15 protein-coding genes are annotated in these 21,042 nt (G+C 69.7%); 7 read left to right on the top strand and 8 right to left on the bottom strand.

Translation table 11 applies throughout. The annotated features are described in order from the left end of the window. Position 1: 1 nt before the first annotated feature. The 3 genes from Q9R08_RS10915 to Q9R08_RS10905 form a co-directional block, all read right to left on the bottom strand. Positions 2-979 (bottom strand): ABC transporter permease, encoded by a 978-nt coding sequence (locus tag Q9R08_RS10915; RefSeq protein WP_308868033.1) that lies wholly within the window; start codon positions 977-979, stop codon positions 2-4. Between the two features lie 62 nt (positions 980-1,041). Continuing rightward, positions 1,042-2,709 (bottom strand): ABC transporter substrate-binding protein, encoded by a 1,668-nt coding sequence (locus Q9R08_RS10910; RefSeq protein ID WP_308868032.1) that lies wholly within the window; start codon positions 2,707-2,709, stop codon positions 1,042-1,044. Between the two features lie 64 nt (positions 2,710-2,773). Beyond that, the gene (locus tag Q9R08_RS10905) at positions 2,774-3,790 is read right to left on the bottom strand and encodes a LacI family DNA-binding transcriptional regulator (RefSeq protein WP_308868031.1); all 1,017 of its coding nucleotides are present in this window, start codon (positions 3,788-3,790) and stop codon (positions 2,774-2,776) included. A 229-nt stretch (positions 3,791-4,019) separates the two neighbouring features. Between Q9R08_RS10905 and Q9R08_RS10900 the strand changes: the two genes are divergently transcribed. Next, on the top strand, positions 4,020-5,456 hold the full coding sequence (locus tag Q9R08_RS10900; protein ID WP_308868030.1) for an MFS transporter: 1,437 nt from the start codon (positions 4,020-4,022) through the stop codon (positions 5,454-5,456). A gap of 67 nt (positions 5,457-5,523) precedes the next feature. Here Q9R08_RS10900 and Q9R08_RS10895 read toward each other — a convergent pair whose 3' ends face one another. Both Q9R08_RS10895 and Q9R08_RS10890 read right to left on the bottom strand, forming a co-directional pair. After that, the gene (locus Q9R08_RS10895) at positions 5,524-6,225 is read right to left on the bottom strand and encodes a phosphotransferase family protein (protein WP_308868029.1); all 702 of its coding nucleotides are present in this window, start codon (positions 6,223-6,225) and stop codon (positions 5,524-5,526) included. A gap of 207 nt (positions 6,226-6,432) precedes the next feature. Continuing rightward, positions 6,433-7,269, bottom strand: a complete 837-nt coding sequence (locus Q9R08_RS10890) for an EamA family transporter (protein ID WP_308868028.1) — start codon at positions 7,267-7,269, stop codon at positions 6,433-6,435. 289 nt (positions 7,270-7,558) lie between these two features. Here Q9R08_RS10890 and Q9R08_RS10885 point away from each other — a divergent pair, with 289 nt between their 5' ends. Further along, positions 7,559-8,275: an alpha/beta fold hydrolase gene (locus Q9R08_RS10885; protein ID WP_308868027.1), complete on the top strand. Its 717-nt coding sequence runs from the start codon at positions 7,559-7,561 to the stop codon at positions 8,273-8,275. Positions 8,276-8,337: 62 nt separating this feature from the next. Here Q9R08_RS10885 and Q9R08_RS10880 read toward each other — a convergent pair whose 3' ends face one another. Then, positions 8,338-8,883: a hypothetical protein gene (locus Q9R08_RS10880; RefSeq protein WP_308868026.1), complete on the bottom strand. Its 546-nt coding sequence runs from the start codon at positions 8,881-8,883 to the stop codon at positions 8,338-8,340. A gap of 98 nt (positions 8,884-8,981) precedes the next feature. Next, positions 8,982-9,686, bottom strand: a complete 705-nt coding sequence (gene aztA, locus Q9R08_RS10875) for a zinc ABC transporter ATP-binding protein AztA (protein WP_308868025.1) — start codon at positions 9,684-9,686, stop codon at positions 8,982-8,984. A gap of 56 nt (positions 9,687-9,742) precedes the next feature. On the opposite strand from aztA, the gene aztB reads away from it, so the two are divergent. The 4 genes from aztB to aztD are packed head-to-tail and all read left to right on the top strand — an operon-like array spanning position 9,743 to position 14,031. Continuing rightward, complete coding sequence (gene aztB, locus Q9R08_RS10870; RefSeq protein ID WP_308868024.1) at positions 9,743-10,585, top strand: zinc ABC transporter permease AztB; 843 nt, start codon at positions 9,743-9,745, stop codon at positions 10,583-10,585. A gap of 59 nt (positions 10,586-10,644) precedes the next feature. After that, positions 10,645-11,874: an ABC transporter gene (locus Q9R08_RS10865; protein WP_308868023.1), complete on the top strand. Its 1,230-nt coding sequence runs from the start codon at positions 10,645-10,647 to the stop codon at positions 11,872-11,874. Further along, on the top strand, positions 11,871-12,794 hold the full coding sequence (gene aztC / locus Q9R08_RS10860; protein WP_308868022.1) for a zinc ABC transporter substrate-binding protein AztC: 924 nt from the start codon (positions 11,871-11,873) through the stop codon (positions 12,792-12,794). The genes Q9R08_RS10865 and aztC overlap by 4 nt, the downstream gene beginning before the upstream one ends. 25 nt (positions 12,795-12,819) lie before the next feature. Further along, a complete protein-coding gene (gene aztD, locus Q9R08_RS10855; RefSeq protein ID WP_308868020.1) occupies positions 12,820-14,031 on the top strand; it encodes a zinc metallochaperone AztD in 1,212 nt (403 codons plus the stop codon). 108 nt (positions 14,032-14,139) lie between these two features. Here aztD and Q9R08_RS10850 read toward each other — a convergent pair whose 3' ends face one another. Further along, positions 14,140-18,012 carry a S8 family serine peptidase gene (locus Q9R08_RS10850; protein WP_308868019.1) on the bottom strand — a complete coding sequence of 1,291 codons (3,873 nt, stop codon included), beginning with the start codon at positions 18,010-18,012 and terminating at the stop codon, positions 14,140-14,142. Positions 18,013-18,138: 126 nt separating this feature from the next. On the opposite strand from Q9R08_RS10850, the gene Q9R08_RS10845 reads away from it, so the two are divergent. Next, a complete protein-coding gene (locus tag Q9R08_RS10845) occupies positions 18,139-21,024 on the top strand; it encodes an ATP-binding protein (RefSeq protein WP_308868018.1) in 2,886 nt (961 codons plus the stop codon). Positions 21,025-21,042: the final 18 nt, after the last annotated feature.

Here is a 21,042-nt window from a genome sequence, read left to right as displayed (position 1 = left end):
TTCAGCTCACGCGCACGCGCGGATCGAGGCGCACGTACACGATGTCGACGAGGAAGTTGGCGATCAGCACGGCCGTGGTGATCGTGAGGAAGAGTCCCTGCATGAGCGGGTAGTCGAGGTTCTGCACCGCGGCGAGCAGGGTGTAGCCGATGCCCGGGTAGGCGAAGACGACCTCCGTGAGCAGTGCGCCGCCGACGACGAAGCCCAGCGACATGCCGAATGCCGTGACCGACGGGAGCAACGCGTTGCGGGCGGCGTACTGCATCATCACGCGGTTCGCGCGCAGGCCCTTGGCTTCGGCCATCACGATGTAGTCCTCGGCATTGGTGGCGATCATCGTGTTGCGCATGCCCAGCATCCAGCCGCCGACCGAGACCAGCACGATCGACGTGGCGGGGAGGATGAGGTGGTACGCGACGTCGCCGAGGAACGCCAGGGAGAACTCCGGGGCGGTGCCCACCTCGTACGCGTGGCGCAACGGGAACCATCCGAGCGTGACGCCGAAGAGGTACAGCAGCCCCATCGCCAGCCAGAAGTACGGGAACGAGCCGATGAAGATGAGCAGCGGCGGCACGAAGGAGTCGAGGACGCCTCCACGCCGCCACGCGGCGAGGATGCCGAGCACGTTGCCGATGACGACGGCGATGATCAGCGACACGAAGCCCAGGAGGAAGGTCCAGCCGATGACGCTGGAGATGACGTCGATGACGGGGGTCGGGAACCGCGAGATCGAGAAGCCCAGGTTGCCGGTGAAGATCTGGCCGAGGTAGCGCAGATACTGCTCCCACAGCGGAGCGTCGCTGAGTCCGAAGGACTCCTTGAGCGCCTCGATCTGGTCGGGGCGGATCTGCCCCTGCAGCCGTGCGACCATGCGCGACACCGGGTCACCCGGCATGAAACGAGGAAGGAAGAAGTTGAGGGTGATCGACACCCAGAACGCCACGAGATAGAACCCGAAGCGCCGCAGCATGTAGCCCATGATGTGTCTCCTCGGCCGTTCTGCTGCGCCGCGACGGCGACGCAGCAGAACGGCACGATGGGTCAGTCGGTGACGACGGGTTCGAGGCTGGTGAGGACGAGCACCGTCGTCCGCGAGCGCGTCGAGAGCGTTGCGTACGGGTCGTCTTCGGTCGGCCAGCCGGTGAATCGTGCGGTGCTCGCGGCACCCCACTCCGGGCCGGGGAAGAGCGGCGCAACCGGTGCGACGTCGGCGAAGAGAGCCTGCAGCTGGTTCATGATGTCGTGCTGCGCGGCTTCGTCGGATGCCGCGGCGAACTGCGCCAGAAGGGCATCGGCCTCCGCGCTGCCGAACCGGTGGTAGTTGTCGAACGTCTGCTCGCCGACGGGCTTGACCGTCTCGGTCGACATCACGCCGCGGTAGAACTGGTACGGCGTCGGTGCGTTCGCGCTCCAGACGATGCCCGAGTCGAAGGTGCCGTTCTCATACCCCGCGACGACATCGCCCCAGTCCTTCGCGGCGACGGTGACAGTCACCCCGAGCTCGGCGAGGTTCTGCGCGATGACATTGCCCACCGACACCCAGTCGCTCGAGGTCGAGCCCACTGAGAAGTCGAAGGCGAACGGCGACCCGTCGGGAAGGACGCGCTTGCCGTCTGCGCCGAGGGTGATGCCCGCGGCATCCAGGAGCTCTCCCGCGCCCTCGAGGTCACGTTCGGTCCACTCGCACGAGTCCGCCACGGCGTCGTCGCGCCACGTGTCGTACGAGCCGGTCAGGCCCGTGCAGTCGGCGGGGAACGTGTAGCCCTGCATGCCGATCTCGGTGACCTGCTTGCGGTCGACAGCCATCGACAGAGCCTTGCGCACGTTGACGTCGTCGAACGGGGCTTTGGTCGTGTTGAACTGCCAGTTGATCATCGACCCGGTCGGCGGGAACCAGTAGAACCGGTTGTCGGGGTCCTTCGCGACGTAGGCCTCGTCGATGTTCGGGATGAACTGCGGCGCCCAGTCGACGTCGCCGTTCGCGGCGGCGAGGTTGGCACCGTCGTTGCCGGAGAACGCGAGCATGCGGATGCCCTCGATCTGCTGCTTCTCAGGCTGCCAGTAGTTCGGGTTCTTGCCGAGGTCGAACGACTGGGCCTGGAAGTTGGTGACCTCGGTGTAAGGCCCCGTGCCCACGGGCTCTTCATTGGCGAACTTGGTCGGGTCGTCGACATCGGTCCAGATGTGGGCGGGCGCGATCACCTGCTGGCCGATGTCGAGCAGCGCAGGAGAGAACGGCTGGTTGAAGTCGAACTGCACCGTGAGCGGGTCGACCGCCGTCACGGACTCGATGTAGTCGAATCCGCCGCGAACCTCTCGCTGCAGGTCGAACGACAATACGACGTCGTCGGCGACGAAAGGCTCGCCATCCGACCACTTCACTCCGTCGCGCAGGTGGTAGGTGATGCCCGTGCTGTCGGGCGCGACCTCCCACTCGGTCGCCAGCCACGGGGTCGTGGAGCCGTCGGCGGGGTTGTAGACGAGCATCGATTCGTAGATCGCCTGCTGCGTCATCGGGAACTCGGGATTGGCGAACGGGTTGAAGTTGCGGTCGAAGGTCCCCATGTCTTCACGGGGGATCGTCAGCAGCTGGGTGCCGTCGAGCGAGTCCGCGGACTCGCCTCCGCCGGCGCTGCAGCCCGACAGCACGAGCGCGGCGGTCGCCGCCACCGTGGCGGCGATGAGCGCCGCTTTGCGGTGAACTGTCATGATGAGTGTGTTCCTTTCTTCTTCGTTGAAGCCGAAGGGGCTGCGCGTCGGACGAGATGTCCAGTCACACCGACGCGCGTTCTAGGAGCGGGCAGTCGACCGTCACGGTTCCCGTGCCGGTCGACTGACCCGCGATGATCGCGGCGAGAAGATCCACGCCGCGGGCGCCCATCTGTTCGAAGGGCAGTGCCACCGTCGTCAGGCCCGGTCTCAGGTAGGCCGCGATGAGCTCCTGATTGTCGAATCCGATGACGGCGATGTCCTGGGGGATGCGCAGGCCACGTTCCTTGATCGCGTCGTATGCGCCCATCGCCATACGGTCGTTTGCGCAGAAGATCGCGGTGGGCGGGTCGGCGAGATCCAGAAGAGCGGATGCTGCGGTGTACCCGCCGTCGGCCGTCGCGTGTCCCGAGATCTCGAGCTTCTCGTCGGGTGCGACACCCGCCTCCCGAAGCACCTCGTGGTAGCCGACGAGCCGGCCGACCGCTGCGGGGATGTCGGGATCGAGGTTGATGAAGCCGATGCGGCGGTGACCGGCCGCGAGGAGGCGCTCTGTCGCTCGACGTCCGCCCGTGCGCTCGTCGGGGACGATGGCGGGATACCGGCCCTCGGCGTCGAAGCAGTTGACGAGGACGGTCGGCACTTCACGTGCGATCTCGGGAATCTCGACGGCGCGATGCCACGTCGCGGCATAGAGGAGTCCTTCGACGCGCTGCTCGAGCAGCCGCTCGATCGCCGCCGTCTCTGCGGCGGGGTCGGACTCGGTGGACGCGATCAGCAGGTACTTCTCATCGACGAGGGCGCGATCCTGCGCTCCCTTGATGATGTCCACGGCGAAGGGTGCCGTCACGATCTCCGTGACGAGGCCGTACCAGTCGCTCTGCTTCTTCGCGAGTGCGCGCGCTCCCGCGTTCGGCCGATAGCCGAGTTCGGCCGCGGCTGCCAGCACGCGATCGCGGGTGTCTTCGGCGATGCTGACCGAGCGTCGGTCGTTGAGCACGAACGAGACGGCTGAACGGGACACGCCGGCGTGACGCGCGACATCCGCCATCGTCACCGGGCGTCGGGTCGTCTCTGACATTCTGCGGTTCCTTCATCGGATGCGCGGGCTGACTAACGCGCGTGAGTTCGAAGCGATCTGAGACTAACGCGAGTTAGCGGTGCGCGCAACTCTCTTGTCGAGTCCGACCCCCGCCGTCGCATTCCATTTCTCGCGGGGGGCACCTGCGATCACCCGTGCCGCGGCAGGCGCAGCCCGGAGAGCCACACTCGCGGGCGCGGCTAAGCTCCAGGGTTGGAGGCGATTGCACATGCGCACATCCTCGACTCTGCCGTTGGTCTTCACCCTGGTCGCCGCACAGTTCGTGGTGATGCTGGACTCCAGCATCCTGAACGTCGCGCTGCCGTCGATCGCGGCCGACCTCGGCCTCAGCCCGGTCGGAACCGCCTGGGTCCTGAACGCGTACTTCCTGACTTTCGGGGGACTGCTCCTGATCTCCGGCCGCGCGGCGGACGTCTTCGGGCGCCGCCGGATGTTCCTGCTCGGAGCCGGCGTGCTGGTCGTCGGCTCTGTGATCGGCGGCTTCTCGACGACCGAGACGATGCTGATCGCGGCCCGTCTCGTCCAAGGAGTAGGCGCGGCGATGCTGAGCCCGGCGGCCATGTCGGTGATCCTCGCCACCTTCACCGGCCCGCCGCGGGTGCGGGCGATGAGCGGATGGGGCGCCGCTTCCACCGTCGGTGGTGCGGCCGGCGTCACCGTGGGCGGACTCCTCACGGCTGCGTTCGGCTGGCAGAGCGTTCTCTTCGTGACGGGGGCGGTCGCAGCCATCATCGGGGTGGCCGGCTGGGCGATCCTCCCCGCAGGAAAGGGCACGGCGGGGCGCCCGTTCGACGCGGCCGGCGCGTCCCTCCTCACCGGCGCAGCGGTCGCCATCGTGTTCGGAGTGCTCTCCGCGCCGCACAGCGGGCTCGTCTCGGTGGAGGTCATCGGCGCGACGATCGTCGCCGTCCTCTGCCTCGTCGCATTCGGCCTCGTCGAGAAGCGAGCCGCGGACCCGGTGCTGCCCTCACCGGTCCTGCGGGACGCCCGGGTGAGCGGTGGGATCGTGGTCAACCTCCTCGGCGGGGGCGCTCGCGTCGCCTGCTTCGTGCTCGTCGCGTTGCTGTTGCAGCAGGTCCTCGAGTACGACCCCGCCGTCGCGGGCCTCGCCATGCTTCCGACATCGCTCGCGGGCTTCGCTGTCAGCATCCTCGTCCTGCCGAAGGCGCTCAACAGCCTCGGACCCCAGCGCGTCGCGGCCATCGGGCTCGTGCTTCTCGTCGTTGCTCATCTCCTGCTCGCCGCGGTCGACAACGGCGATTCGTACCTGCTGCGCGTCCTCCCGGCGCTCATCGTCGCCGCGACCGGCGTCGCATTCAGCTTCACGCCCACGACACTCGTCATCGCCGAAGGCATCGCGGCCCGCAACTCAGGCGTCAGCTCAGGCCTCGCGTCCGCGACGGCTCAGATCGGCGGAGCCATCGGGATCGCTGTGTTCGGCGCGGTCGATGCCGCCAGGCGCGCGACCACGCTCGATGCGGGTGGAACCTCACTGGCAGCCGCAGAAGCCGGACTGCAGGCTGCCAACCTCGCGGCTGCCGTCGCCGCCGGCGCGGCGGTCGTCGTCGCAGTCCTCACCTTCCCTTCATTGCGGTCAGCGCTGACAGGTCGACCACGCCCCGTCGAAGCGGATGCCGCAAGCTAGCCGATCCCCCGCGACAGTCGATGGCCGTACGCGTACGGCGCTCCTCTCGACAGACCGGACCTCTGCGCTATGTGACGGGCCAGCTCCTCAGTTCGGCGGTGAGTCGATCAAGATACTCGGGTGGACCGGCTTCCGAGAACCACAGCCAGAGCTCGGCGGCGTGTATCGCATTCCACGCCCTCACCGCAGTGGGATCAGCGCCATACCCCTCGACCATGACGTCGAATGACCGCGGGTCTTTCCGTGATGCCGCCCATGCGGCCCGGGACAACTCCCTGAGAGGGTCGCCCAGGTGCGCTCTCTCCCAATCGACGATCGCCGTGAGGCGACCCCCAGATGCGAGGAGATTTCCATCCGTCCAGTCGCCATGACAGAAGGCTGCCTCGGTGGCAGCCGGAATGGTCAGAGGAAGCGGTGGACCACCGGCGCCCAGATAGCGCTCGATGATCGAAGCATCGTCGGGCGGCGGCCCGAGCCCGCGCAGAGGCGACACTTCGTGCAGACGACGCAGAAGGGCGGCTGATTCGCGGAGTAGATCGAGCCGCTCATCGAGCTCCACCTCGTCCAGTCGGTCTCCCGGCATGAGTGTCATGAGAATCGCGCCCGGGCGAACATCGACGACCTCCGGCACCGGCATGCCTGCGGAGGCGAGATACCGCAGCGCGAGCACCTCGGTCTCTTGCCGTGCGGGATCTGTCATCTGCTTCTCGACGACCGTGTGCCCGCGATGCTCCACCAGCCGCACGTGACCCACCGCCCCCTGTCGCATCGGGCAATCCTGTCACCCCGAGCACCAGAGAAGCTCGCATTCGGGTTCCGGTTCCATCCGCTGCGAAGACCACATTCACTCGTGACGGCGCGTTGGTCTCGCTGAGCCACGACCAGGTGAAGTCCGTCTCACGCGGTATCGGAAAGCAGCAGATCAGCGGAGGCCCCGCGTCCCCACGCGAGTGCCGGCCTCCGGCCGCTCGCGCACTCACCCACCATCCGAGTCATCGGCCACCCGTGGCGGCATGGAACGCGCGCCGAGTGCCGCACCGGCTGACGCCCCGACGATGCAGAGCACGGCGGCCCATTGCGCCGGCGACAGCGACTCCCCCAGCACGACCAGCCCGACGACCGCCGCGGCGGCGGGTTCCAGGCTCATGAGGATCCCGAACAGCTGCGGCGGCAACCGGCGCAGGGCCTCGAGGTCGAGCGAGTAGGGGATGACGGATGACAGCATCGCCACGCCCAGCCCCACCGCCATGACCCCCGGATGGACCAGCGCCGCTCCGCTCTCGTAGAGGCCGACGGGTGCAGCCACGATCGCCGCGACCGCCATCCCCAGTGCCAGTCCGTTCCCCTCCGTCGTGTGGCGGCCGAGCCCAGCGCTGGCGATGATGTACAAGCCCCAGCACGCCCCGGCCCCGACAGCGAACAGCACCCCGAGCAAGTCGAGGTCTCCGCCGCCATCCGTCAGCAGCACGACGCCCGCCGCAGCGAGCAGCGCCCAGCCGGCATCGCGCCATCGCCTCGAGCCCCCGAGCGCGACGGCGAGCGGGCCCAGCAGTTCGATGCTCACGGCGATGCCGAGCGGAATCCGGGCGAGCGCCAGATAGAAGAGCAGATTCATGAGCGCGAGCACCGCTCCGTAGACGATCACGCTCCCCCACGCGCGACGCGTCATCCGCAACGGCGGGCGCCACACGAGAAGCAGAATGACCGCCGCGAAGAACAGACGCAGCGTCACGGTCCCGAAACTGCCGACGGCGCCGAAGAGGCCCTTGGCGAGCGCGGAGCCCAGTTGAACACTGAGGATGCCCAGCAGCACGAGTCCTGTCGGTGGGACGCGGCCGAAGAGCCGCCCACCCCACGACGTCAGGGGTCATCACGTCGGCATGCGCCGCGTATGGTCCTGTCGACAGAGGTCAAGGTCATGCGGTCCAGTCTTGACCATTTCGCACCGGCTGTCACCCCGTCTGCCGCGCCGCCGCTCCCCGCGCTGTCAGAGCGAAGGAAGATGACGGGGCGAGGCGATCTTCTTCGTCTTCATTGCGCGAGAGCGCTCTCAGAACCGGTACCGTGAAGCTCCCCGCCCCCACCCCAGAGAAAGAGAAGCAGTGTCTGAATCCCTCACCGTCGTGCTCGTCCATGGCGCCTTCGCCGAGTCCTCCAGCTGGACGGGCGTCCTTGCGAACCTCCACGCCCGCGGCGTCGCCGCCATCGCCACCCCGAACCAGCTGCGCAGTGTCACGACCGACGCCGACAACGTGCGTCGCGCGGTCGAGTCGGTCGGAGGCCCCGTGCTGCTCGTCGGCCACTCCTACGGCGGGGCCGTCATCACCGAGGCCGCCGTGGGCGCCGACGCGGTGAAGGGGCTCGTGTATGTCGCGGCGTTCGCTCCCGAGCACGGCGAGACCGCGCTCGGCCTCACCGGCCAGTTCCCCGGCAGCACGCTGGGCGAGACGGTGCGGGCGATCCCCCTCGGCGACGGAACGAACGACCTCATCGTCGACCGCGAACTGTTCCCGAACCAGTTCGCCGGCGACGTTCCGCTCGCCGACGCGCAGATCGCCGCGGCGACCCAGCGCGCCATCCGCGACTTCGCCCTCAACGAGCCGCAGCCGGCAGAGACGTCCGCCTGGAAGACGCTGCCGTCGTGGTTCGTGTACGGCACCGGCGACAAGAACATCCCCGCCGAGGGCCTGCGGTTCATGGCCGAGCGGGCCGGGTCGCTGAAGACGGTCGAGATTCCGGATGCCTCGCACTCGGTGATGGTCTCGCACCCTGACGCGGTCGCCGATCTGATCGTCGGCGCCCTCGCCTACCTGGCCTGATCGCCGGAGAAGCAGGCCGGGCGTCACCTTCGGGTGGCGCCCGGTTTCCGTCACGCCAGGCGTCAGCTCTTCCTGAACCGGTCCAGAAGGCCGGGGACCGAACGCTGCTGCTCGCCCTGCTGAGCGCCGAGGACGATGAGCAGCGCCGTGACCGCGGGAACAACCCATTGCAGCACCCGCTGCTGCGTCTGCGCGGATGCAAGCTCCTGCGACACGCCTGCGGCAGGCTCGGTGACACCCTCGCCGCCCTCGTCGGCACGCTTGGACATCTTCATCCCGAGGATCCCCGAGTACAGGGTGGCTCCGCCGGCGACGGCCGTCAGCACGAGCTTCACGATGGTGTTGGTCCGCGCCTCGGGCTGAGATGCGAGGCGTTCACGGTTGGCCAGGATCAAGGCGGCGCCGCCGACCCCGTGGACGATGATCGCGGCGAGCTGCACGGGTGCCCACTTCGCCCATCCCGCAGAGGAGAGGCGCAGGCGCTGCGCAGGATCATCGGCCTTCGCGGTGCCGCCGTTCAGTCCGACTGCCCCCATCAGGGTGCCGCCGAACCAGGCAGCAAGCCCGAGGTCGTGCATTGCGCGCACGATGGTGTTCTGACGAGACATGGTGCCGTCCTTTCGATGTGTGGCGTTCCACCCTGCGCCCGACCACCACCGATCGAAGCGGGGGTTGCCAGCAGACCGCGACTGTGTAGCAGCGGCGGTCATGGCGAGGCCGCCGGGCGAGGAACGATTCCTCCCCCGGCGGCCGACCTTCCGCGCGCTGCCACCACTCGCCCCGCATCGACCCGGACGACATGATCCGCCGCGTCGATGACCGCGTTATCGTGACTGACGCACACCACGGCGACGCCGCGATCCGCCTCCGCCCGCATCGCACGGACGATCCGCTCCGCGCTCTCGAGGTCGAGGGCGGTCGTGGGTTCGTCGAGCAGCAATGTCTCAGCGCGTCGCGCCAATCCCTGTGCGAGGAGGGCCCGCTGCTGCTGACCGCCGGACAGGACGCCGAAAGGGGCTCGCTGCAGAGTCGTGAGGTCGAGGTGCTCGAGGGCGGCATCCACCGCCTCCCGCGACGCGCGATCGAGTCGGCGCCACGGGCCGACCCTGCCCCACGCTCCCACGGTGACGACGTCACGCACCGTGAGCGGCAGGGCCGGCGAGATCGCCGTGCGCTGCGGCACGAATGCCCGTGACGACGCGCGGATCGCGACGCTGCCCGCGCGCGGGGTGATGGTTCCCGCGAGCACCTCGAGGAGCGTCGACTTGCCGGCGCCGTTCGGTCCCGCGATCACGGTGAGCGAGCCGGCGGCGGCGTCGAAGTCGACACCGCTTAGGGCAGGCGTCCCGGCGTAGTCCACGGAGACTCCGCGCAAGGACAGGGCGGTGATCGACGAGGTTTGGACAGGCACGAGCACAGCCTAATCGATTTTGAGAATCGTTCTCATTAACGCTACCGTCGTCGCTCGTGCCCCTGATCACCGATCCGTTCGCGCTGGAGTTCGTCCAGCGCGCCCTCCTGGGCGGCAGCCTCGTGGCCGTGCTGTGCGGGGTCGTCGGCACCTGGGTCGTCGCCCGCGGCATGGCGTTCCTGGGCGAGGCGCTCGGCCACGGCATGCTCCCCGGCGTCGCCGTGGCGACGCTGCTCGGTGTTCCCGTGCTGCTGGGCGCGGGCGTCAGCGCGGTCGCCATGAGTCTGGGGATCGGGGCTCTGCAGCGGCGCGGCCGGCTGTCGTACGACTCCAGCATCGGCCTGCTCTTCGTGGCCATGCTCGCTGCCGGTGTGATCGTCATCTCGCACTCGGGAAGCTTCGCCACGGATGCCACGGCCATCCTCTTCGGCGACATCCTGGCGATTTCGGCCGAAGATCTCGCGATCCTCGGATGGGCGACGGGGATCGGTGTGGTGATCGCGGCGACCGCACACCGCTCACTCGTGGCGCTGGCGATCGACGCGAGAGTCGCGGCGGTGCTCGGGCTCCGGCCGAGGCTCGCTCAGGCGGCGCTGGTCGGCCTGGTCACACTCGCGGTCGTCGCGTCGTACCAGGCCGTCGGCTCGCTCCTCGTGGTTGGCCTGCTCATCGCACCGGCGGTTGCCGCCGGCCACTGGACTCGTCGGCTGCCGTCTGCGATGGCCCTAGCGTGCGTCTTCGGCGTCGCGGCCGTCGTGCTCGGCCTGCTGCTGTCGTGGCACGCGGGCACCGCCGCGGGCGCCTCCATCGCGCTGACCGCAATCCTCCTCGCGGCCGCTTCATGGGCCGGCCGCGCCGCCCGGGCCCGCATGCGGGCGTCCCAGGCGACGTACGCATGACGAGACCCGTGAGTGGCCCAGCTAGCGCCCCCACCACCCGACAAAGGATTGAAGACTCCGTGTTCCACCGCTCCTCCACCCTCGCCGCGATGCTCACCCTTGCCGGTCTCGCCCTCGTCGGCTGCGCGAGTGCCGAAGCCCGCCCGCCCGCCGCGAGCCCGGCATCCGGCGGACACGGCGCCGTCGACGGCGCGAGCGAGATGGACGAACCGCCCCTCGCCGTCGTGACGATCGACCCGGACGGCCTCGTGCGTCAGCTCGACCTCCTCGACGGGACCGTTGCCGAACTCGGGCAGGTGCCGGTGGCCTCGCGGGCGAGCACCGACGGCCGCTACGTCTTCACCGACGGCGGCGAGGGCGTCACGGTCGTCGACAGCGGCCGGTGGACGTGGGATCACGTCGACCACTTCCACTACTACCTCGCCGAACCCGCGATGCTCGGCGAGGTGCCCGGTCGCGGACCGGCCGCCGTGGCGACGACCTCGTCCTCCAGCACCGGCAGCACCGGCGTCTTCTTCGCCGGCAGCGGTGAAGCGGTGCTCCTCGACACCGCGGCGATGTCGAGGGGCGAGCTCGTCGAGCGTTTCCGTCACGAGACCGACCCGCACGACGGGATGGTCGTGCCGATCGGCTCGTACGCGCTCGTGACCCAGCCGCAGGACGGGGTCGCGACGTCCGTCTCGATCCTCGACGAGGAGGGGATGCCGGTGTCTGCCGCCGTCGACTGCGCCCACGCCCGCGGCACCATCATGACCCGCGTCGGTGCGGTCATCGGCTGCGCCGACGGCGCACTGCTCGCTACCCTCGTGGACGGTGCGGTGGAGCTCGAGCGCATCCCCTACCCCGAGGGCACGACCGCTCCCCCGGCCACGACGTTCCAGGGACGCGGCGGCCGCCCCACCGTCGCCGGGCTTGCGGGCGACCAGGCGATCTGGCTGCTCGACACCCGCGAGCGCACGTGGACGCTGCTCCCGGTCGATCGGCCGATGGTGCAGGCGACCGCGGTCGACGACGAAGCCCAGCATGTGCTCGCGCTCGCCGCGGACGGACGGATGCTGGTGATCGACGGGGCGACCGGGGCGCTTCTCTCGCAGACCGAACCGCTGGTCGCCGAGTCGCTGGCGACGGGCGCCGGCCGTCCGACGCTCGTCGCCGACCAGCCCCGCGCCTACCTCAACGGGCCGGCGGAGCACGTCGTCTACGAGATCGACTTCGCCGACACCGCCCGCATCTCGAGGACGTTCGAGACGCCGACACCGCCCGCCCTGCTCGCGGAGACCGGCCGATGATCAGCCGGCGCCACGCAGCACTCGCCGCGCTGCTGACGGCCGTTGCAACGGCATCCGTCCTCTCCGCGTGCACGCCGGCGGCCGCCGATCGCCCGCTCGTCGTGGTGTCGACGAACATCCTCGGTGATGTCGTGGACCAGCTGGTGGGCGACGACGTGGAGGTGATGACGCTCATGCGACCCGACGCCGATCCGCATTCGTTCGAGATCTCAGCACAGGATGCCGCGCGCCTGCGCACCGCCGACCTGCTGGTGTCGAACGGCCTGGGCCTCGAAGAAGGGCTGCAGCAGCACCTCGACGCCGCCGTGGCCGAAGGTGTCGACAGCTTCGTCGCGGGCGAGTCGATCGACGTGCTCGAGTACGCCACCGGTGATGCCGCCGGCACCCTCGACCCGCACTTCTGGACCGACCCGGCTCGCATGATCGATGTGGTCGAGGAGCTGGCCCCGCGTCTGTCCGACCTCCCGGGTGTGGATGAAGCCGACGTCGACGCGCACGTCGATGCCTACCTGGCCGAGCTCAGGCGCCTCGACGACGACATGGCGGCGGCGTTCGAGACGATTCCCGCCCAGCGACGGGCGCTCGTCACCAACCACCACGTCTTCGGGTATCTCGCTGAGCGCTTCGGCTTCCGCATCGTGGGCGCCGCGATCCCGGGCAGCACGACCCTGGCCGCGCCGAGTGCGTCCGACCTCGCCGATCTGGTGTCGGCGATCGAAGAGAACGGCGTACCCGCCGTCTTCGCGGAGTCGTCGTCGCCGGACCGCCTGATGCACGCCTTGGCACAGGAGACCGACACGCACGTCGAGGTGATCGAGCTGTTCCCCGAGTCGCTCACCGCCGCGGGCGGCGGCGCCGAGGACTACCTGACCATGATGCGCGAGAACACGCAGCGCATCGTCACCGGGCTCGCGCCATGAGCCCCACCAAGAAAGAGGAACACCCATGCGCACACGCACACTGCGTCGCGCCGGCCTGATCGCCGTCGCCGCCGGTGCCGTCGCGACACTCGCGGCCTGCTCGTCGGCACCGTCGGCGTCCACCGGGACCGGCGCGGAGACGCCCTCGGCCACCGAAGCGGGGTCGCGGATCGCCGTCTCATACGAAGGCGGCATCCTCGTGCTCGACGCCGAGACCTTGGAGCCGGTCGACGATTTCCCCGCAGAGGAGTTCACCCGGCTCAACCCCGCCGGCGACGGACGCCACGTGCTCGTGACGATGAGCGAAGGCTTCCAGGTGCTCGACACGGCGGCGGGAAGCGCGGACCAGCCCGAGCTGACGGATCTGATCTTCGAAGCCGAAGCGGCCGGCCATGTCGTCCGCCACGGCGGCAAGACGATCCTCTACGCCGACGGCACGAGCGACACGACGATCTTCGACACCGACGCGCTGCGCGCCGCCTCGGGTGAGCTGCCCGAGACCGAGACGATTCCGGGCGTGGAGGCCCACCACGGCGTCTCCGTGGTGCTCGAGGACGGCACCTTCCTCACGACAGTCGGCGACGCCGACGGACGCACCGGCATCTCGGCGAGCGACGACTCAGGCGAGGTGATCGCCACGAGCGACGCCTGCCCCGGCGTGCACGGCGAGGGGACCGCGGCCGACGAAGCCGTCGTCTTCGGCTGCGAGAACGGCGCGCTGCTCTACCGCGAGGGCGAGATCCTCAAGCTCGACGCCCCCGACCAGCCGTACGGACGTATGGGAAACGCGTACGTGAGCGAGACGAGCCCCCTCGTCGTCGGAGACTACAAGATCGACCCGGATGCCGAGGGCTACCTCCTCGGTGCGGTCACCGTCATCGACACCGAGGCCGGCACGCTCGAAGTCGTCGATCTTCCGGAAGGCGTCGAATACACGTTCCGCGACATCGCCCGCGGACCCGAGAACCTCGCGTACATCCTCGCGAGCGACGGATCCATCCACGTCTTCGACCCCGCGACCGGCGAGATCACCGACGCGTTTCCCGTCGTCGACGCATGGGAAGGTCCCGCTGAATGGCAGGATCCTCACCCCGCGATCGTCGTCGATGGCGACATCGCCTACGTGACCGAGCCCGCCGCCGACGCGATCCACGCCGTGGATCTCACCACGGGCGAGATCATGGCGTCGACCACGCTCGACATCACGCCCAACGAGATCGCCGTCGCCGCCGGCTGATGGCACATCGAGGGCGGGCCCGAGAGCCCGCCTCTTCCGGCAACGGCGGTAATGCCGCAGCCGCCGGGCGAGGAACGAATCCTCCCCCGGCGGCCGCGGCGCGTTCGACTAGTCGAACGGGTCGAAGTAGGCGACCGTCGCTGCATCGATGTTGCTGTCGAGCCCGACCGAGTCGTACGCGGTGGTGCTCGCCCCGGTGACGAACACGCGTCGCGAACCGTCGGCCCTCTGATCGAGCGCCACGCCGTTCGCTCCGTCGCTGGCGCCGGTCGCGTCGTAACTGCCCGACCAGATCTGCTCGCCGGTGCTCATGTCGTACGCGATCGTGACGTAGTCCCAAGCCGTCTCGGCGTTCCGGGACTCGCCGGCCACCACGGCACGGGTGCCGTCCTCGGTGAGCGCGACGTCGTAGGCGACGTCGAGCCCGTGAGCGGTGCCGTCGTACCGCATCGCCCACAGCTGCTCGCCGTCGGCCAGGTCGTAGGCGACCGTGGCGTAGTCCATGTCGGCTCCGCCTTCCACGTTGCCGACCACGACGACGGTGCCGCCGTCAGGGCTCACGGCGAGCGACTGCGGCACATCGGTGAGCGCCTCGCCGTACCCGGTTGCCCAGCGCTCCTCGCCGGTCGCCAGGTCGTACGCCACGGTCTCCCAGTCCACCTGACGGTCGGTGTTGCTGACGACGCCCGCGACGATCACGGTGTCACCCGTCACGGCGATGTTCTCCGCGATGTCGATCTGGCCTTCCGAGCCGTTGCGCAGGACCTGCCAGAGCTCCTCACCGGTGGCGGCGTCATAGGCGACAGTCCCCCAGTCGGTGAGTCCGGTGCCGTCACCCTGGCTCTGCCCGGTGATCACGACAGTCTTGCCGTCGTCGCTCACCGCGATGCCCCGCGCGTCGTCGGTGCCGCTCACCGGATCGTCGTACCGCGCGATCCAGCGCTGCGCACCGGTCGCCGCGTCGTACGCCACGGTGGCGTAGTCGAGCTGCGGCCCGCCCATGTTCTGGTACCCGGTGACGTAGACGGTCGAGCCGTCCGGGCTGACGACGAGGTCGTTGACGAAATCACCGGCCTCACCCGGGCCGTCGAGGCGCGTGGTCCACCGCTTCTCCCCCGTCGCACCGTCGTAGGCGACGGTCAGGTAGTCGCCACCGCTGGTCCCCGCGACGTAGACGGTGTCGCCGTCGGGGCTCATCCCGAAGCCCGCCGGCTCATCGGAGCCGCCGTCGGAGGCATCCCACTGGTCCTCCCAGAGCGTGTCACCGGTCTCGGGGTCGTACGCGGCGGTGAGGAAGTCGCTCACCAGCCCGCCGGCCGCCGGCGGTCGGCTGTAGCCGCTCAGGTAGACGCGCTGACCGTCGGGGTGGACGAGGAGCTCGTTGCCGGCATCCGACGAGGGCCCGAACTGCCCGCCCGCGCCGTCGTACCGAGCGGCCCAGTCCTCCTCACCCGGCTGCTTCGCCCGGAGCACGATCGGCGACCGCACCGTGTGGCTGCCGTCCGTCCACGAGAGCTGACCCGCGAGATAGTCGAACAGCTCGGTCTCGTCACCGACCGTGAAGGTCACCGCGTACGACGCGGTCTCCCCCGGCGCGACGGTGAGCGTGCTCGGCTCGACGGTGACGCCGACTCCCGTGAGACCGCTCACCGACGCGGTGTAGGTCGCGGACTCGTCGTCGACGTTGGTCACCGTGCGGGTGACCGTCTGGGTGCCGTCGAGCAGGCCGATGCCGATCGACGGCGTGTTGAGGTCGCTGGGATCCAGCGAGCGCCCGTCCGCCTCGAGGTCGTCACAGGTGGCGGCCGGCACGCTGCGGGTGGAGCCGCACAGGAACGCCAGCCACTCGTCGACACCGCTCTCGTAGACCAGGCCGGGATCGGCCGCGCTGGTGGGCTGCACGTGCCCGGCGCCCTGCTTGAAGATCAGGTTCGGGTCGTTGGAGGACTCGCCGTCCAGGACGTCCGACCCCGTGGTCATGAGCGCCGACTTGATCGCCATCGGCGACCACTCCGGGTGCAGGTCTCGCAGCAGCGCGGCGAGTCCCGTGACGTGCGGTGCCGACATCGACGTGCCGCTCATCAGGTTGAAGTCCATGCCGCCCTGACCGGGAGGCGCCACCGCCGCCAGGATGTCCTGTCCGGGGGCGATCACGTCGGGCTTCAGCACATCGCCGTTGCCGGCGACGAGCGGTCCGCGAGACGAGAACGCCGCCGTGTAGGGTGCGGCACCGCCGCTCGCGATGACGGCCTTCTCGATGCTGGCGGTCGCTCCGGCCGTAGTCGCGTAGGCGCTGATGGCAGGCCCCTCGGTGTCGGGCAGGTGCACCGTGGGCACGGAGTGGAAGTCGGCGTTGAGCGAGTTCTCGAAGGCGTTCACGAAGATCATGCCGACACCGCCGGCCTCGGCGACCGCGCGCGACGAGTCGACGCGCGCGATGTCGCCGCCGCGCTCGCAGAGCACGATCTTGCCGGTGACCTTGGCGGGATCCAGAGCCGGTTTGCCGTTGTTGGCACTCGCCGGATAGCAGCGCACCGCGGCGCCGGCCGAGGCACCCGCTGCGCGCGCGGCGGCTCCGGTGATCAGCGGGACGGGACCGACCGCCGAGTTGCTGACCGAGACCCCTTCGTAGCGCGCGCCGTTGCCCAGCACCACGGCCCCCGTCGTCGTACGGTCGTGCGTGCCCGCGGCGACGGTGGTCAGCCAGGGCCCGGGGTGGGCGACCGTGCCCGCATCGGGGCCGGAGTTGCCCGCGGATGCCGAGACGAAGATGCCGGCCGCGGCAGCGTTGAGGAACGCCGCCTCGGTGGGCTCGAGGAAGTCCGTGCTGGATCCCGACACGGAGTAGTTGATGACGTCGACGCCGTCGGCGACGGCCTTGTCGATGGCAGCCACCATGTCGGACGTGTAGCCGTTCGCGGTGGAGCCGTCCTCGATGGACCACAGCGCCTTGTACGACGCGATGCGGGCCCGCGGTGCGATGCCCGAGATCTCACCGAACGCGGCGGCCGGGCCGGTCACGTCGACGCCATGGTTGCCCCCGGCGGTCGAGGCGGTGTGGGTGCCGTGTCCGTTGTAGTCGCGGGGCGAGAGGAACTCCCACGGCAGCTGCTGGGCGACGCCCTCGTTCCCGCCCCAGGCCGCGTTGAAGTACTGCGCGGTGACCAGCTTGTTGTTGCAGAGGTTGGCGTCCCACGAGTCGTCACCGACGTTCTCGGCCGACGCGCACGTGCCGCGGAAGCCCTCCGGCTTGCCCTGGTACACGAGCTTGTTCGACTCGTTCCGGTCGGAGAAGCTGCCGACCTCGGGCCAGATGCCGCTGTCGATCACGCCGATGACGATGTCCTCACCCGCACCCGGCGTCTTCTTTCCGCCGGTCGGACCGCCGAGCCGGCTCCACAGGCCGTTCTCGCCGTCCAGTCCCAGGAAGCTCGGCGTCGACGACGTGTCCGTCTCGACCAGCTCATCCGGATGCACGGACACCACGTCGGGCTGCGCTTCCAGCTCGGCGGCCTGCGCGGGGGTGAGGTCGGCGGCGAACCCGTTGAAGCTGTAGACGTAGCTGTACGACGGCCCGCCGCCGTTCACCTTCGCCAGAGCAGCCCGCTGCTGCCCCTTGAGGTGCTTGCTGTACGCCTCGACAGCCGGGTCGGCCGGATCCACCTTGGCGCCGCCGCGGGGCTTCGTCGCCTTCAGCCCAGCCTCACCGCCGTCGTATGCGACGACGGGCGCCAGGGCCATCTGGACCACATAGGTCTCGGGCTCGCCCGCTGCTGCCGCGTCGGCTTGCGCGTCGTCGGGTCGCGTCACCTCGACGCCCCAGCTGCCCTCCCCGATGTCCTCCGCGGCAGCCGGCGCCGGCGGCGCAGCGAAGGCGCCGGCCGGTGTCGCCGTCGCCACCAGGGCGACGGCGGTGGCCAGCGCGATCGTCAGTCGCGGGGGTGTGAATCGCCGCTGTCGTTGTCTCAGGTACCTGGTCACAGTCTCTCCTCGCGCGCGGATGATTCGATTCACTCGTTGCGTTGCAGGTTACGGACGGGTGAACGGCGCCGGCATCCGTGACCTACACTGACTTTTGCTCGCGCCCCACCCGAGGGAATGGCAGTCATGCCTCAGCAATCCGCTCCACCCGCAGGCGGGGTGTCGCCCGTGCTGGTCGGTCGCCACACCGAGTTCACCGCGCTGACAGCTGCTGTTTCGGCTCCTCCCGCGCTGATCGTCATCCAAGGGGAAGCCGGGATCGGCAAGAGCCGACTGGTCCGCGAGCTTCTCACCGCCGCTTCCGGCACTGCTGCGGTGCTGATCGGTCACTGTCAGCAGCTTCACGACCCGTTCCCGCTGGGGCCGGTCCTCGACGCGTTCCAGCACCACGGCGACCTCATCCAGGTCGACGGGCTCAGCCCCGTCGTGGGCAGCCTGGCGCCGCTCGTGCCGGAGATCGCCGATCGCCTTCCTGCTCCGCCGGAGCGACCCGCGGACCAGCGTGAGGCGCGGCATCAGATCTTCCGCGCGGCGACGGAGCTGCTCGAGCACCTGTCCCCCGCGGTGCTGGTCCTCGAGGATCTGCACTGGGCCGACACGGTCACCTTCGACTTCCTGACGTATCTCATCGCGCACCAGCCGCCGAAGCTCACCATCATCGTCACCAGTCGCACCGACCTCGGGACGACTCCTGTCGGTGAGGCGTTCGCCCGCGCACCGGCGGGCCGAACGCGCAGGGTGCGGCTCGCGCCGCTCGACGTCGCCGAGGTCCGTGAGCTCTCGCGGCATCTGCTGGGCATCGACCTCCCCGATCCGATCGCGTCGGGGCTGTACGACGTCACCGGCGGCGTCCCCTTCGTCGTCGAAGAGGTGCTGCGGACCCTGCTCGCGCGACTGCCCGCCGAGGAGATCCCGAGTCATCCGGATGCCCTTGCCGCATTGTCCGTCTCCACCGCTCTTCGCGACGTCGTCGTGCAGCGGCTGACCACTCTCGACGCGACGGCCCGCGAGGTCATCGATGCGGCGGCCGTGATCGATCTCTCCATCGATCCCGCCCTCATCGCGGAGGTCACCGAGCACGGCCCACGGCAGGTGGCGACCGCTCTGACGTCGGCCCACGCCGCGGGGCTCCTGCACGATCACGACGGCCGCATCCGCTTCCGCCACGTCCTCGCCCAGCAGATCGTCTACGAGGCGACGCCGCTGCCCACGCGGCAGTGGTGGCACGCTCGCGTCGCCCGGGTGCTGGAGGAGCGGCGCGATCCGATGCTCTCGGCGCGGATCGCGCACCACTACCAGCGGGCCGGCCGGGTCAGGGAGTTCGTGCGCTGGGCGGAGGCCGCGGCCGACGAGGCTGTGCGCCACGGCAACGAGTCGGCGGCGGCCGAGTTCCTGCGCGAGGCGACCGTCGACATGGCGGACCTCCCGATCGATGACCGGGTGCGCGTCGCGACGAAACTCGGGCGCGTGGCTGTGGACGGGCTGGCTCACGCCGAAGCCGCGCCGATCCTCACGCGGCTGCTGGACAGCCAGCAACTGACGCAGGCCGCGCGCGGCGAACTCCGCTTCGCACTCGGCAGGCTGTACCGCCAGCAGGGCTTCGCGCGCGACGGCTACGGCGAGATCGAGCGCGCGATCGATGACCTCTACGACCGCCCCGACCTCCAGGCGCGCGCGCTCGCGGTGCTGGCGGCTCCCGAGACCGTCGTCGACGTGTCGCTCGAGGTGCATCTCGCGCGGTCCGTTCAGGCCGAACAGGCGGCGAGCCGAGCCGGATCGCCGGAGGTCGAACTCGGTGTGCGGATCGCGCGGGCATCGCTCCTCTTGGAGCAGGGCGATCCCTCCGCGTGGCGGCTCATCGAGTCCGCCCGTCGCGACACCGTCCTTCTCACCCAGCCGCGCGAGCACGCGCGAGCGGCGATCAACTGGGCGCAAGGCGCGCTGCACATCGGCTACGTGAGCCGCGCCGACGAGCTGCTGAGCGAGGGACGAGCGATCGCCGAGCGATCGGGTTCACCCCGGCTGCTGGAGGTGTACGAACTCGTCGGCGCCATGATGGACCACGCCGCCGGCCGGTGGGACGGTCTCGCGGAACGCACGCACGACCTGGCCTCGCGCGCGTTCGGATTCGGCGCGGCATCCTTCGAAGCCCGGTATCTCGACTGCCTCATGCTCGGCTCTCTCGGCAGCACCGTCGAGGCAGCCGATCGTCTGACGGAGCTCATCCGCGACTGCGAGAAGGTGGGGACGGCGTGGCCGTTGATCCCCGCGCGCGCGGCCCTCGCGCGGCTCCGGCTGACCCTGGGCGATGCACGAGGCGCCTTCGACGAAGCCGAGGCCGCCCTCGACCAGATCCAGCGCAAGGGTATGTGGACCTGGGCGGCTGATGCCCTCATCTGCCTGGTGGATGCCGCTTCGGCGCTGGGAAGAACGGGCGAAGCACGTCCCCGGGTAGCGGCGATCAGCGCACGCGTTCGTCATGTCGAGGCGCCCGCGATCTCGGTGGCAGTGACCATGTGCGACGCGGTCATCGCGTACGTCGACGGCGACACTGAGAATGCGGAGCGTCTGATGTCCGACGCCCGGACCACCGCGCATGCGGCCGGCCTGGTCCAGGTGGCCGCGCAGACGACCGAGCGGCTGGGCGACTGGCGCTGCGCGCGCGGTGCCGCCGACGGACCCAGCCTGCTCATCGAGGCGCTGACCGCGTACGGCCGGCTCTCTGCACGGCAGGACATCGCCCGAGTCACCCGGACGATGCGCGGGCACGGAGTGCCCGTCCCGTACCCCTGGCGCGGAGGGCGCCCGGCGCACGGCAACGATCTTTCCCGTCGCGAGCGGGAGGTCGTCGGACGAGCGGCCGCGGGACGGACGAATCGCGAGATCGCCGCCGAGATGTTCCTGTCACCGCGCACCGTGGAGACGCACATGTCCAACGCGCTCCGCAAACTCGGGCTGCGCTCCCGTGACGAGCTCGATGCCGACGTCCTCGAGGCCGGAGCACCCGGCTGACGATCGGAACGCGGTTCT

Origin of the sequence: Microbacterium psychrotolerans, assembly GCF_031085295.1 — a bacterium.
GTDB lineage: Bacteria > Actinomycetota > Actinomycetes > Actinomycetales > Microbacteriaceae > Microbacterium > Microbacterium psychrotolerans.
The sequence above is the reverse complement of the archived record's forward strand: the minus strand, read 5'-3'. Positions and strand labels throughout refer to the sequence as shown.

Excerpts from the sequence above, each read along its gene's own strand:
- Q9R08_RS10915 (WP_308868033.1), bottom strand. The coding sequence starts at position 979 with ATGGGCTACATGCTGCGGCGCTTCGGGTTCTATCTCGTGGCGTTCTGG.
- Q9R08_RS10910 (WP_308868032.1), bottom strand. The coding sequence starts at position 2,709 with ATGACAGTTCACCGCAAAGCGGCGCTCATCGCCGCCACGGTGGCGGCG.
- Q9R08_RS10905 (WP_308868031.1), bottom strand. The coding sequence starts at position 3,790 with ATGTCAGAGACGACCCGACGCCCGGTGACGATGGCGGATGTCGCGCGT.
- Q9R08_RS10900 (WP_308868030.1), top strand. The coding sequence starts at position 4,020 with ATGCGCACATCCTCGACTCTGCCGTTGGTCTTCACCCTGGTCGCCGCA.
- Q9R08_RS10895 (WP_308868029.1), bottom strand. The coding sequence starts at position 6,225 with ATGCGACAGGGGGCGGTGGGTCACGTGCGGCTGGTGGAGCATCGCGGG.
- Q9R08_RS10880 (WP_308868026.1), bottom strand. The coding sequence starts at position 8,883 with ATGTCTCGTCAGAACACCATCGTGCGCGCAATGCACGACCTCGGGCTT.
- aztC (WP_308868022.1), top strand. The coding sequence starts at position 11,871 with ATGATCAGCCGGCGCCACGCAGCACTCGCCGCGCTGCTGACGGCCGTT.
- aztD (WP_308868020.1), top strand. The coding sequence starts at position 12,820 with ATGCGCACACGCACACTGCGTCGCGCCGGCCTGATCGCCGTCGCCGCC.
- Q9R08_RS10845 (WP_308868018.1), top strand. The coding sequence starts at position 18,139 with ATGCCTCAGCAATCCGCTCCACCCGCAGGCGGGGTGTCGCCCGTGCTG.